Origin of the sequence: Pseudomonas sp. ATCC 13867 (assembly GCF_000349845.1) — a bacterium.
GTDB lineage: Bacteria > Pseudomonadota > Gammaproteobacteria > Pseudomonadales > Pseudomonadaceae > Pseudomonas.
In genome coordinates, this window is sequence record NC_020829.1 from 1,615,513 (window position 1) to 1,628,494 (window position 12,982).

The following is a 12,982-nucleotide window of genomic DNA, read 5'->3' on the forward strand; positions in this document are numbered from 1 at the left end:
GGGTAGCGCGGTACTGCGGGTTCAGGCGGACAGGCGCTGCGGCGAGGCTGGCGCGACCGTCCGGGGCGGGCCGGACGGTCGCCACCGGCTTACTTGCTCGCCCAGGCGTTGAAGCGTTGTTCCAGTTCCTCGCCGTGGTCGATCCAGAACTCGGTGTCCATCGCGCGTGCGTTTTCCAGGTTCTGCGGCGCGGTGGGCAGCTTCGGCGCGATGGCCGGGTCGATCAGCGGGATGGTGTTCTTGTTGGTCGGGCCGTAGGGGATGCTCTCGGCGAAGACCTTCTGCTGCTCGGGCTTGTTGGCCAGGGCGATGAACTGCTCGGAGAGCTCCTTCTTCGGGCTGCCCTTGACGATGGCCCAGTGGTCCAGGTCGTAGATGCTGCCGTTCCACTGGATGGCGAAGTCGCGGCCTTCCTTCTGCGCGGTGGCGACGCGGCCGTTGTAGGCGCTGGTCATCACCACGTCGCCGGCGGCCAGCCATTGCAGCGGTTGCGCGCCGGCTTCCCACCACTGGATGTAGGGCTTGATCTCGTCGAGTTTCTTGAACGCGCGGTCCACGCCTTCCTTGGTGCCGAGCACCTTGTACAGGTCGGCCTGTTTCACGCCGTCCGCTTCCAGGGCGAACTCCAGGGTGAACTTGGCGCCACGGCGCAGGCCGCGCTTGCCCGGGTACTTCTTCACGTCCCAGAAGTCGGCCCAGCCGGTCGGGGCGCTGGCGAGCTTCTTGGCGTCATAGGTCAGCACCGTGGACCAGATGAAGATGCCCACGCCGCAGTCGCTCACGGCCGCATCGAGGAAGTCCTCGCGCTTGCCCAGCTTCGACCAGTCGAGCTGCTCGAACAGGCCTTCGCTGCAACCGCGCATGAGTTCCGGGGATTCCACCTCGACCACGTCCCAACTGGTCTTGCCGGTGTCGGCCATGACCTTGATCTTGGCCATCTCGCCGTTGTATTCGGCGCCCTGGACGGTGACCTTGGCCTGTTGCTCGAAGGGTTTGTAGAAGGCCTTTTCCTGGGCCACCTTGTTATCGCCACCGAAGGACACCACGGTCAGTGTCTCGGCGTGGAGCTGGGCGGCGCCGCCGGCCAGCATCATCAGTGCTACGGCTTTCTTGAACATGCAATTACTCCTGGTCGGGCCAATCCGGCCCATCGAAAAGAAGGCAGCTTCAAGAGAAGGGCTGGGGCGGCCCGAGCTGGGAGGCCGACCGGTCGCCCGTTGGCTCAGGGTGAGGAGCGCGCGGTGCAGGTGCGGTCGAGCATGGGATGTCCTCCAGTTTCTTGTTGTTGTTTGGAATTGGCTGACGCGAAGTCGATTTAAACACCTTCCAAAACATGATGCATCATGTTTTTATTTGATCCATTGCGCACGCCGATACTCGTCGTGCCACCACGGACGTCCATTTTTTGCAGGGGGATGCAATGAATCCGACCAAGACCTTGCTGCTCACCGGCGCCAGCCGCGGCATCGGCCACGCGACGGTGAAGCACTTCAACGCCGCGGGCTGGCGCGTGTTCACCGCCTCGCGCCAGGACTGGAGCGCCGAATGCCCCTGGGCCGAAGGGCTGATCAACCACATCCACCTGGACCTGGAAGACATCGACAGCGTGCAGGCCAGCCTGCCGCAGATCCGCGAAAAGCTCGGTGGCACCCTGCACGCGCTGGTGAACAACGCCGGCATCTCGCCGAAAGGGCAGGACGGGGAGCGCCTGGGCGTGCTGGAAAGCGACTACGCCACCTGGTTGAAAGTGTTCAACGTCAACCTGTTCTCCACCGCGCTGCTGGCGCGCGGGCTGTTCGATGAGCTGAAGGCGGCCAAGGGCTCGGTGATCAACGTCACCTCCATTGCCGGTTCACGGGTGCATCCCTTCGCCGGCGTCGCCTACGCCTGCTCCAAGGCCGCGCTGGCGGCGCTGACCCGCGAGATGGCCCACGACTTCGGCCCGCACGGCGTGCGCGTCAATGCCATCGCGCCGGGGGAGATCGATACCGCGATCCTTTCCTCCGGGACCGAGCTGATCGTCGAGCGCGACATTCCCATGCACCGCCTGGGCAAGCCGGAGGAGGTCGCCTCGTTGATCCATTTCCTCTGCACCAGTGGCGCGTCCTACGTGAATGGCGCGGAAATCCACATCAACGGCGGCCAGCATGTGTGATCCCGCTGGCATCCGGCGCGCTCAATCCGCATCATGCGCGCCGGAAATGCCGCAGCACGCGATGAGAAAGCGATGAACTACCCGATCGAAGGACTGAACCATTCCTACCTGGGCAGCGGCGTCTATGCGCTGTTGCGCGAGGCGCTGATCACCGGCCGCTTCAAGCCGGACGACCGCCTGCGTATCCGCGACCTGGCCCAGCAACTGGGTACCAGCGTGACCCCGGTGCGCGACGCCATCCTGCAACTGGCCAAGGAACAGGCACTGGTACTCAGGACGCCGCGCGATATCCGCGTGCCGCTGCTTACCCGCGAGCAGTACCTGGAAATCCGCAGCATCCGCGTGGCCCTCGAAGGGCTGGCGGCCGAGACGGCTGCCGCCAGGGCCAGCGCCGAGCAATTGAATGCGCTGGAAGCCAACATCCGCGCCAACCTGGCGGCAATCCATGCCGAGGACCTGGTTTCGGCGCTCAAGCTCAATCAGGCGTTCCATTTCGCCCTGGCCGACGTCGCTGGCATGCCGCTGCTGCGCGCCTTCCTCGACAGCCTGTGGATGCGCACCGGCCCGCTGATCGCCCAGGCCTACGCCGACTTCAACGAGCGCATGGCCATCGAGCATCATTGGGACGTCCTGCGGGCGCTGCGCGAAGGCGACGGCACCGCCGCCCGCGCAGCGATCCACGCCGATCTGGTCGACGGCAGCGAAAAGATGCTGGAGTTCATTGCCCAGAGTGAGACTGAGGAGTCGCCTGCTGGTCGAGCTCCGTTGTAGGAGCGAGCCGCTTCACACCCTGGTCGCCGGGAGATGTTCGCGAGCGGGAACTGCTCGACATGAAAAGGCCCGGCATCTGCCGGGCCTTTTCTTTTGCCGTTCGGGAGAGGCTCAGAGCACCCCGAACACCTTCTTCGCCAGGCCCGTGGCCGCGGCGGTGGGATTCTGGCGAATGCCTTTCTCCTGTTCGGCGATGACCTTGAACAGGCCGTCCAGTGCTTCCTCGGTCACGTAGTTCTCGATGTTGGCGCTTTTCGCGTCGACCACGCCGAAGGCGGCGGCCTGGCTGGCGAAGGCGTTGTACTGCTTGGCCACGCCGACCTGGTCGGTGGCCTGCTTGATGATCGGCAGGAACTTGGCGCGCAGTTGCTCGCGGCTGCTGCGGTCGAGGTATTCGGTGGCGGCATCGTCGCCACCCTGGAGGATGCCCTTGGCGTCGGTCACGGTCATCTTCTTCACGGCGTCCAGCAGCAGTGCCTGGGCCTGCGGCATGGCCGCCTCGGCGGCCTTGTTCATGCTGGCTTCCAGCTGGTCGACCTGCGCGCCCATGCCGAACTGCTTCATGGTCTTGGCGGCCTTGCCCAGTTTGCCCGGCAGTTCGATGCGCACCTGCGGGTCATTGCTGAAGCCGCCAGGCTGGCTGAGCTGGCGCACGGCGACCTGCGCGCCCTGGGTCAATGCGTCCTTCAGGCCGCCCGAGGCGTCGCTCTGGCTGAGGTCGGAGAGGGACAGGGCGAAGGCGTTGACCGAGAGCAGGGCGCCGGCCAGCAGAGCGGGGATTCGCAACATCGAAACTTCCTTGAACGGAGTTCGGCGGCCAGTGTGGCCGCCGAGGTGGAGAATGAGGCGGGGAGATTAACGGACTGACGCCGCCAGGGAAAACCCGGCGGCGTGGTGAATCAGCGCACCGGGTCGACGCGTACGCGCAGCGGTTGCGGGTCCTGGCCGTCCAGCTTGACGCTGTGGCGCTCGGTGCTGATGAACATCAGGCGGCCATTGTCCTCGATGCGCGCGCTGACGGCATAGCTATGGCCCGGCTTGACCGCGTCGCGGTCGTATTCCAGATGGAAGGCCAGCGGCACCTGGCGACCCGGCTCCAGCGTCTGCTGGGCCAGTTCCTGGGCGGGGGCGTCGGCCAGGGATACGTCCTGCAGGCTGACCGTCACTTTCGCGCTCGGCGGCAGGGCGATGCGCTGCAGGTAGAACACTTCGCCGTCCAGCGATGCCTTGCTCGCCGGAGGCGTGGAACTGCAGGCGGCGAGCAGGCCGGCCATCAGGAGGAGGGGAAGGGCTTTCATGGGGTGGGACTCTCCTTGAACTCAGGGGGGCGTAGGACAAGCATGCCCCAGGATAGTTGCAGCGTCCCTGATCCAGGTGAGGGAGATGTGTTGCCGGATGTCCCGGCGGCCGGCTCCAGACACTGGCTACGACTGCGCGGGCAGGTTCTGCAGGCTGGCGTCGATGCCCAGGGTCCTGGCGTAGAAGGCCGAGAGCTCGCGGGCGAAACGCTCCGGCGCGAAGCGCTCCCTGACGAAGGCGTGCAGGGCTTCGGGCGTATGGCGGGGCGGCGCGTCGAGGGCGTGCCTGAGCTGTTCGACCAGTGTGTCCGCGCGCGAGAGGTCCGCCACCAGCCCTACGGGCGCGACGATCTCCGGCAGCGAGCCGGTCTGGTTGACCAGTACCTGAGTGCCCCTGGCGAGGGATTCGATGGCCACCAGCCCGAAGCCTTCCCAGCGTGACGGCATGATGGTCAGCGTGGCCTGCTCGTAGAGCCGGTGCAGGCTTTCCTTGTTCTGCCAGCCAAGAAAGCGGACGTTGGCGGTTTCCCCGTAGGCGGAGCTTGCGAGTACCGACGACCCGGCCACCAGCAGCCGGCAGTCCTGCAGCGCCGGATCGAGGAAGGCGCGGTAGAGCACGTCGAAGCCCTTCTGGTAATCCAGGCGACCGACGAACAGCACGGTATTGGCCGACCGTTCGGCGGTCGATGGCGGTTGCGCGATGTAGTGCGGATCGATCGGGTTGTAGAGCACGGCCTGGTTGGCATTGGGGATGAACGCCGCGCGCGCCTGCTCGGTGCGGGATATATGAATGATGCCGTTCGCGAGCACGCCGGTGAGGAAGTCCAGGGAGCGGCACGCCAGGTGTTCCAAGCGTGACGTTTCGCGCAGGAACGACCAGCCGTGGGCGCAGTACACCGCGGGCGGAGATTTCAGCAGCGCCAGCCGGCGCAGGACGAAGACGTAGCCGGCCAGCGAACTGTGCAGGTGGATCAGGTCATAGCGTTCGCGCCGAAGGGCGCCATGCAGCGCCTTGAACAGGTGGGCGATGCGCGTGAGCCGCCGCTCGCCCTTGAACGGCAGCAGTTTGTCGGGAGCAATCGAGGTGCAGTGGGCCTGGCTGCCGGGGATCAGGAAGCGGTTGTCGTGGGGGGAGGTCTTGTCCAGGGTCTCCAGGTAGCTGGCGACGCCACCCTGGATGGTTTCGGCGACATGCAGGATGCGCAGACGGCGCGGTGGCTGGCCGAGGTCGCGGTCATCGAAGGGCGGGGGCGTGTGCTGGTTGTTCATGGACGGCTGTGGACTCCTGGTGCTTCGTGCGCCGAGGGTGGACCCGACAACCGAACGGGGTCCGTGGAGGTGTCGGCGTCATGCCGATTGGCCCGGCTGGCCGGGCACCTGCTGTCTTCGCGGGCGCAGCCGCCCGGCCCAGCTGGATACCGCGCGTTCGATCAGCCGGTAGCTGTGCTCGAACGCCTCCGGGCCCTTGCGATAAGGGTCGGGGATTTCCAGGTTGTGCAGCCATTTGCCGAGCAGGAAGGTCTTGCCGCGTGCCTCGGGCGAGAGTCGGATGACGTCCTGGATCTGGCCGTGTTCCATGACCAGCACCAGGTTGGCCTCGTGGATCAGCTCGCGGTTCAGTTGACGGGCGCGATGGGGCGGCGGACGGTGGCCGTGGTCGCCGAGGATAGCCAGCGCGGTACTCTCGATAGGGTGGCCGACCAGGGCGCTAATCCCCGCCGAGGCGATAGCGATGCCGCTGCCTGGCAGGGATTCGCGAAGCAGGTGTTCGGCGGTGGGGCTACGGCAGATGTTGCCGACGCAGACGAGCAGGATCCTGTTGAACACGGGAGCGTCCCTGACCGCGATCGATGGATGATGTGTCAGAAAACTAACGATCGCGGCAGGGTGCGTCAAGTATTCGGCGGATGTCGCCGACGGGCGCGCTAGGCCTGGGTGGCGGGTGGCTCTGCGCTGGGGGATTGCTCCTGGCTGGGCCGGTCCAGCGCGACCTGGCGGATCGACAGCCGGATTTCCGCCGGCAGCACCCGCTTGGCCGCGCCTTCGGCCAGTTCGCCGAGCAGTTCGTGGTAGCTCAGCTTGCCGTGTTCGTCCTTGCGCAGCACATCTTCGTCCAGCAGGGTCTGGATGAAGTGACGGAACAGGCTCTTGTCGAAGAACTCCGGGGCGTTGAGGCCGTGGAGGATCGACAGGCGCTGGGCCATCACGGTGCAGAGGTTTTCCAGTTCCTCGGCGCTGAGCTGCTTCTGTCCGGCGTTGAGCACCAGCGAGATGGCCATGTAGAAACGCTGCAGGGTCTGGGCGATGGAGCGGGCCAGCAGGGTCAGTAGCACGTACTGGCGCGAGCTGGGGGCCGGACGGATGAAGGTGTCGTTCTCCTGCTTGAGCAGTTCGCTGGCCACCAGGGCCTGCAGCCACTGGTCGACCACGGCGTCCAGCTCGTCCAGGTTCCAGCGGATGAACAGCTCGGCCTGCAGGTACGGATACAGCGCGCGGGTGTAGCGCAGCAACTGCTCGCGGCTGATCCGCCCGCTGTTCTGGAAGAAGCTGGCGATCAGCGCCGGCAGGGCGAAGATGTGCAGCACGTTGTTGCGGTAGTAGGTCATCAGCACCGCGTTCTGCTCGTCGAGATAGCAGATGCGGCCGAGGGCGTCCTTCTGCTCGCTGAGCAGGTTCATGCTCTTCACGTACTCGACCAGCTGCTGGCCGTCGCCCTCGGGCAGGGTGGCGCTGGGCGAGTAGGGCACCTTGCGCAGCAGCTCGAGGTAGAGGTCGATCACCCGCGCCAGGGCGGTTTCGTCCAGCGCCAGGCGGGTGGTGGAGAGCAGCGCCAGGGCGACCAGGTTCACCGGGTTGATCGCGGCGGCGTCGTTGAGGTGGCGGGCGACGTCGCGGGCCAGGTGGTTGGTGGTGTCCGACAGCCAGGCCGGGCGGTATTCCGGGCCCAGCGCCTGCTGGCGCCAGTCCGGCTGCTGCTGGTCGAGGAAGCGGTCGAGGTGGATCGGCTCGCCGAAGTTCACCCAGACCTGGCCGAAGCGCTGCTTCAGCGCGCCGATGACCTTGAAGATGTCGAAGATCGACTCCTTCTTCTTCGCCGCCCCGCGCAGCTCGCCCAGGTAGGTGCGGCCTTCGAGTACGCGCTCGTAGCCGATGTATACCGGGACGAAGACGATGGGCCGGCGCGAGTCGCGCAGGAAGCTGCGCAGGGTGATCGCCAGCATGCCGGTGCGCGGGTGCAGCATGCGCCCGGTGCGCGAGCGGCCGCCTTCGACGAAGTACTCGGTGGAGAAACCGCGGCTGAACAGGGTGTGCAGGTATTCGTTGAACACCGCGGTGTACAGCTGGTTGCCCTTGAAGCTGCGGCGCATGAAGAAGGCGCCGCCACGGCGCAGGATGGAGCCGACGATGGGCATGTTGAGGTTGATGCCGGCGGCGATGTGCGGCGGGGTCAGGCCGTTGCGGAACAGCAGGTAGGACAGCAGCAGGTAGTCGATGTGGCTGCGGTGGCAGGGCACGTAGACGATCTCGTGGCCCTGGGCGACGTCCTGCACGCGCTCGATGTGGTTGACCTTCACGCCCTCGTAGAGCTTGTTCCAGAACCAGGTCAGGGTCACTTCGAGGAAGCGGATCACCGGGTAGGAGACGTCGGCGGCGATCTCGTTGGCGTAGCGCAGCGCGGTGGCCTCGGCCTTCTCCTGGGAAATCTTCTGGGCCTCGCACTCTTCCTGGATCGCCTGGCGCACCAGCGGCGCGCGCAGCAGGCCCTTGACCAGGGTACGGCGGTGGGAGAGGTCCGGGCCGATCACCGCGGTCTTCTGGTTGCGGAAATGCACCCGCAGGATGCGTTGCACCATGCGCAGGGTGCGCGCATGGCCTTTGTCCTGCTCGACCAGTTCGCGCAGGTGGATGGGCGCGGAGAACTGCACGCGGGTCTTGCGGCCGAGGATGAGGATGCGCGCCAGTTTGCGCAGGCGCCCGGTGACGGCCCAGTTGTCGGCGAACAGCAGTTTCCAGGCGCTTTTTTCGCTGTCCGGCGATTGCCCCCAGAACACGCTGACCGGGACGATCTGCGCGTCGTCGATACCGTTCTGGCCGATGGCGCCGAGCATGCGCACCAGCGCCGGCGGCGCGCCGCGCTTGTCCTGGCGGCCGAGCCAGTCGGGCTCCGGCGTCAGGTAGAAGAAGGCCGCCGGCTCGATGGATTCACCCACTGTCACCGGCATCACCGGCCGCGGCAGGCCGGCCTTGCGGCATTCGCTGTCCACCACCGCGAGGTCGGTTACCGAGGGTTGCTGCAGGACGTAGAGGACCGGCTTGCTGCGGTCGATCTTCAGGCTGAAGGCCGACTGGTTGATGGTTTCCGAGCGCACCCAGAGGTACAGCAGGCGGCGCAGGGCACCAAAGCCGAAGCGGCGGAACGGGTAACGTGGCATACAGGCCCTATGGCTGGCAGAAGTAAAACGAGCGATTGCTCAGGGGCGCTAGTGTGCCGGATCAGGGGGCGTGCGGCAAAGCCGTGGGCGCTTGGTCGGAGCCGGGCTGACGCCCCGTCGGCAGGGGCTATCCTGCTTGATCAGGGTTCCATTCGATGGAGGTGGAGCGATGCGTACCGTTACCTGGGGATGTCTGCTGGTGCTGGTCTGCGCGACGCCGGCCGGGGCTCAGTCGGTGATGCCGCTCAATGGCCAGAGCAGCCAGCAGATGCAGCAGGACATGGACTACTGCAACGGGGTTGCCGCCAACGCCGCGAGCAGCGCCGGCACGTCCAGCCCGCATGTCGGCGGACGCGTGCGCGGCGCGGCAGCCGGGGCGGCGGCGGGTGCGGTCGGCGCCGAGGTGCGTGGGCGGCAGCATGACGAGGTCTACGACCGGGTCAGCGACGATACCAAGCAGCAGTACCGGCAGAACCGCGCCGGTGAAGTCGCCGCTGCCGGCGCGGTGGCCGGCGGTATGCGCCAGCGCCAGGAGCGTCGCCAGGGCCGCCGCGATCAGCAGAGCGCGCAGAGTTCGGCCAGCGCCACCGCCTACAGCAGTTGCCTGCAGGGACGCGGCTACCAGGTCAGTCCCTGACGCTTCGCGGCTGCCCGTGCCGGGTCGGCCGCAGCGTTGGTGATGGCGGCGTGCCTTGTAATCTTTGGTAAGGCACGTTGCCTTGCATTGCCCCGCCGTGCATTCCTATAGTCCCGCTGCCATTTGGAGAGCCCGTCTCCCTCCAGCGTTTCCGCGTACCGGGACGGGCGCACGGTGAGAGACCATGATCGAAATAACAAGACTCACGAAACGCTTCGGCCCGTACACGGCGGTCGATGATCTGTCGCTGCGCGTGGCGCAGGGCGAGGTGCTGGGGTTCCTCGGCCCCAACGGCGCCGGCAAGTCCACCACCATGAAGATGCTGACCGGCTTCCTCGCGCCGACTTCCGGCACCGCGAGCATCTTCGGCCACGACATCCTCACCCAAACGCTCGAGGCGCAGCGGCAGATCGGCTACCTGCCCGAAGGGGCGCCCTGCTATGGCGACATGAGGGTCCGCGCCTTTCTCGAGTTCATCGCCGAGGTCCGTGGCTTCCGTGGCGCACAGAAGCGCGAGCGGGTCGGCCGGGTGGTCGAGCAACTGGAACTGGAGCAGGTCCGCGAGCAGTCCATCGAAACCCTGTCCAAAGGCTTCAAACGCCGCGTCGGCGTGGCTCAGGCGATCCTCCATGATCCCCAGGTGCTGATCCTCGACGAGCCTACCGACGGCCTCGACCCGAACCAGAAGCACCAGGTGCGCGAGCTGATCCGCCGCCTGGCCTGCGGGCGCATCATCATCATTTCCACGCACATCCTCGAAGAGGTCACGGCGGTCTGCACCCGCGCCGTGGTGATCGCCAATGGCCGGCTGGTGGCCGACGGCACGCCGCTGACGCTGGAAAGCCGCTCGCGCTACCACCAGGCGGTGACGCTGGTGGCCGAAGGCGCGCTGGACCACGCCGCGCTGGCGGCGCTGCCGGGCGTCGCCGGGCTGGAAGAGAACACCGTGGACGGCATCCTGACCGTGCTGGCGCAGCCGGGGCAGGTGATCTTCCCGCAGGTCAATGCGTTGATCGCCGAGCGCGGCTGGCACATCCGCGAGCTGGGTGTCGAGCGCGGCCGCCTCGACGAAGTGTTCCGCAGCCTGACCCGAGGGGAGGCGGCATGAAGCAGTTGCCGGTCATCTTCAGGCGCGAGCTGGCGAGCTATTTCGCCACGCCGCTGGCCTACGTGTTCATCGTCATTTTCCTTGTGCTATCGGGCGTTTTCACCTTCTACCTGGGCAGTTTCTACGAGCGGAACCAGGCTGATCTGAACGCCTTCTTCAACTTCCACCCCTGGCTCTATCTGTTCCTGATTCCGGCCATCGCCATGCGCCTGTGGGCGGAGGAACGCAAGTCGGGGACCATCGAATTGCTGATGACCCTGCCGATCACCCGCGCCGAGGCGGTGACCGGCAAGTTCCTCGCCGCCTGGGCCTTCGCCGGGCTGGCGCTGCTGCTGACCTTCCCGATGGTGATCACCGTCAATTACCTGGGCGAGCCGGACAACGGCGCGATACTCGCCGGCTACCTGGGCAGCTGGCTGCTGGCCGGGGCCTACCTGGCAATTGGCTCGTGCATGTCGGCGCTGGCGAAGAACCAGGTGATCGCCTTCATCCTCGCGGTGGTGGTGTGCTTCATCTTCATCGCCAGTGGCTTCCCGCTGGTGCTGGACGCCTTCAGTACCTGGGCGCCGCAGTGGTTGCTCGATGCGGTGGCCTCGCTGAGTTTCCTCACTCGCTTCGACGCCATCGGCAAGGGCGTGATCGACCTGCGCGACCTGCTGTACTTCGCCAGCCTGATCGCCGCCTGGCTGGCCGCCACCGCGGTGGTGGTCGACCTGAAGAAAGCCGACTGAGGACGCCCAGATGAAAAAGATGATGCTTTCCGGGGCCGGACTCGTGGTGATCGCGCTGCTGTTCCTGGCGTTCAACATGCTCTCCGGCCTGTTGTTCACCGGCGCGCGGCTGGACCTGACGCAACAGAAGCTCTACACCATCTCCGACGGAACGAGGCAGATCCTCGGCTCGCTCAAGGAGCCGGTGAACCTGTACTTCTTCTACTCCGACAAAGGCAGCCGCGACCTGGTCCCGCTGCGCAACTACGCCAAGCGCGTCGAGGAACTGCTCAAGGCCTACGAGCGCCAGGCCGACGGCAGGATCCGCCTGCACCTGATCGACCCGCAGCCGTTCTCCGAGGACGAGGACAAGGCCACCGAGTTCGGATTGCAGGGCGTGCCGCTGCCGGGTGGCGGCGATTCGCTGTACTTCGGCCTGGCCGGCACCAATGCGCTGGACGATGTGCAGGTGATCCCGTTCTTCCAGCCGGACCAGGAGCAGTTCCTCGAGTACGACGTCAGCCGCCTGATCCAGGGGCTGGCGCAACCCAAACGGCCGGTGGTGGGATTGATCTCGACGCTGAACCTGAACGGTGGCTTCGACATGCAGACCCAGCAGCCCACCTCGCCGTGGATGTTGCTGGAGGAAGTGCGCCAGCAGTTCGACCTGAAGAGCCTGAAGACGGACGTCGACCGCATTCCCGACGACGTCAGCGTGCTGATGCTGGTGCACCCCAAGCAACTGCCGCAGCAGACGCTCTACGCCATCGACCAGTTCGTCCTGCGCGGCGGCAAACTGCTGGTGTTCGTCGATCCCTACAGCGAGGCGGACAAGGCCTCGCCGATGGCGGTACTGGAAGGGGTCGGTGAACCGGCGTCGGATCTCGAACCGCTGTTCAAGGCCTGGGGTGTGCAACTGTTGCCGGGCCAGGTGCTGGGCGACGGCCGCTACGCCATGAACGTAGGTATGGGCCAGGGCCAGCGTACGACGCACCATCCGGCCTGGCTGAACCTGGACAGACGCGCGCTGGACCCGGATGACGTCACCACCGCCGGGCTGAGCAGCATCACCCTGGCCACGGCCGGCATCCTCAAGCCGCTGGACGGCGCGAAGACCCGCTTCACCCCGCTGCTGAGCAGTTCCACCTACGCCATGCCGTTCGAGGCGCGACTGTTCGTCAACCTGCAGGACCCCGGCGCGCTGATGCGCGAACTCAAGCCAAGCGGCGAGCGCTACACCCTCGCCGCACGCATCCAGGGACCGGCGCAGAGCGCGTTCCCGCAGGGCATCGAGGGGCACAAGGACGGACTCGCGAGCGCGGAGAACATCAATGTGATTGCCGTGGCCGACACCGACCTGCTCACCGACCGCCTGTGGGTACAGGTGCAGGACTTCTTCGGCGAGCGCGTGCCGCAGCCCTGGGCGGACAACGCCAACTACGTGATCAACACCCTGGACAACCTGACCGGTTCCGACGCCTTGATCAGCGTGCGCTCGCGCGGTCGCTTCAGCCGACCGTTCAGCGTGGTCGACGACCTGCAGCGCCAGGCCGAATCGCACTTCCGCGAGAAGGAGGATGCACTCAAGCAGCGCCTGGCCGAGACCGAGCAGAAGCTGGCCGCGCTGCAGAACCAGGACCCGAGCAAGGTCACCGAACTGACGCCGGAACAGCAGCATGCCGTGCAACAGTTCATCCAGGAACGCGTGCGCATCCGCAAGGAGCTGCGCGAGGTGCAGTTTCAGCTCAATGCCGATATCGACGCCCTCGGCACGCGCCTGAAAGTCATCAACATCGCCCTGGTGCCGGTGCTGCTGACGGTCGGCGTACTCGCCCTGTGGTTATGGCGCCGCCGGCGCCGGCACGGCTGA

Annotated in this window: 12 protein-coding genes; 6 read left to right on the top strand and 6 right to left on the bottom strand. The window is 66.2% G+C overall.

The features are described 5' to 3' along the window. Positions 1-89 precede the first annotated feature (89 nt). Positions 90-1,118 carry an ABC transporter substrate-binding protein gene (locus H681_RS07415; protein ID WP_015476230.1) on the bottom strand — a complete coding sequence of 343 codons (1,029 nt, stop codon included), beginning with the start codon at positions 1,116-1,118 and terminating at the stop codon, positions 90-92. 302 nt (positions 1,119-1,420) lie between these two features. Here H681_RS07415 and H681_RS07420 point away from each other — a divergent pair, with 302 nt between their 5' ends. Both H681_RS07420 and H681_RS07425 read left to right on the top strand, forming a co-directional pair. Further along, entirely contained in the window at positions 1,421-2,155 is a 735-nt protein-coding gene (locus tag H681_RS07420; protein ID WP_015476231.1) for an SDR family NAD(P)-dependent oxidoreductase, read from the top strand. A gap of 72 nt (positions 2,156-2,227) precedes the next feature. Beyond that, positions 2,228-2,926 carry a GntR family transcriptional regulator gene (locus H681_RS07425; RefSeq protein WP_015476232.1) on the top strand — a complete coding sequence of 233 codons (699 nt, stop codon included), beginning with the start codon at positions 2,228-2,230 and terminating at the stop codon, positions 2,924-2,926. 111 nt (positions 2,927-3,037) lie between these two features. On the opposite strand, the gene H681_RS07430 is transcribed toward H681_RS07425, so the two are convergent. The 5 genes from H681_RS07430 to plsB all read right to left on the bottom strand — a co-directional run bounded on the left by H681_RS07430 (position 3,038) and on the right by plsB (position 8,657). Beyond that, positions 3,038-3,715, bottom strand: coding sequence for a DUF4197 domain-containing protein (locus H681_RS07430; protein WP_015476233.1), 678 nt, complete (start codon positions 3,713-3,715; stop codon positions 3,038-3,040). Positions 3,716-3,825: 110 nt separating this feature from the next. Then, positions 3,826-4,224: a YbaY family lipoprotein gene (locus tag H681_RS07435; RefSeq protein WP_015476234.1), complete on the bottom strand. Its 399-nt coding sequence runs from the start codon at positions 4,222-4,224 to the stop codon at positions 3,826-3,828. Positions 4,225-4,350: 126 nt separating this feature from the next. Further along, a complete protein-coding gene (locus tag H681_RS07440; protein WP_015476235.1) occupies positions 4,351-5,493 on the bottom strand; it encodes a glycosyltransferase family 4 protein in 1,143 nt (380 codons plus the stop codon). 78 nt (positions 5,494-5,571) lie between these two features. Next, on the bottom strand, positions 5,572-6,051 hold the full coding sequence (locus H681_RS07445; protein ID WP_015476236.1) for a low molecular weight protein-tyrosine-phosphatase: 480 nt from the start codon (positions 6,049-6,051) through the stop codon (positions 5,572-5,574). A 98-nt stretch (positions 6,052-6,149) separates the two neighbouring features. Further along, positions 6,150-8,657: a glycerol-3-phosphate 1-O-acyltransferase PlsB gene (gene plsB / locus H681_RS07450; RefSeq protein WP_015476237.1), complete on the bottom strand. Its 2,508-nt coding sequence runs from the start codon at positions 8,655-8,657 to the stop codon at positions 6,150-6,152. A 169-nt stretch (positions 8,658-8,826) separates the two neighbouring features. Between plsB and H681_RS07455 the strand changes: the two genes are divergently transcribed. The 4 genes from H681_RS07455 to H681_RS07470 all read left to right on the top strand — a co-directional run bounded on the left by H681_RS07455 (position 8,827) and on the right by H681_RS07470 (position 12,982). Beyond that, complete coding sequence (locus H681_RS07455; protein ID WP_015476238.1) at positions 8,827-9,294, top strand: YMGG-like glycine zipper-containing protein; 468 nt, start codon at positions 8,827-8,829, stop codon at positions 9,292-9,294. Positions 9,295-9,478: 184 nt separating this feature from the next. Beyond that, positions 9,479-10,402, top strand: coding sequence for an ABC transporter ATP-binding protein (locus tag H681_RS07460; RefSeq protein ID WP_015476239.1), 924 nt, complete (start codon positions 9,479-9,481; stop codon positions 10,400-10,402). Further along, on the top strand, positions 10,399-11,133 hold the full coding sequence (locus tag H681_RS07465; protein WP_015476240.1) for an ABC transporter permease subunit: 735 nt from the start codon (positions 10,399-10,401) through the stop codon (positions 11,131-11,133). The genes H681_RS07460 and H681_RS07465 overlap by 4 nt, the downstream gene beginning before the upstream one ends. Before the next feature lie 10 nt (positions 11,134-11,143). Further along, the gene (locus tag H681_RS07470; RefSeq protein ID WP_015476241.1) at positions 11,144-12,982 is read left to right on the top strand and encodes a GldG family protein; all 1,839 of its coding nucleotides are present in this window, start codon (positions 11,144-11,146) and stop codon (positions 12,980-12,982) included.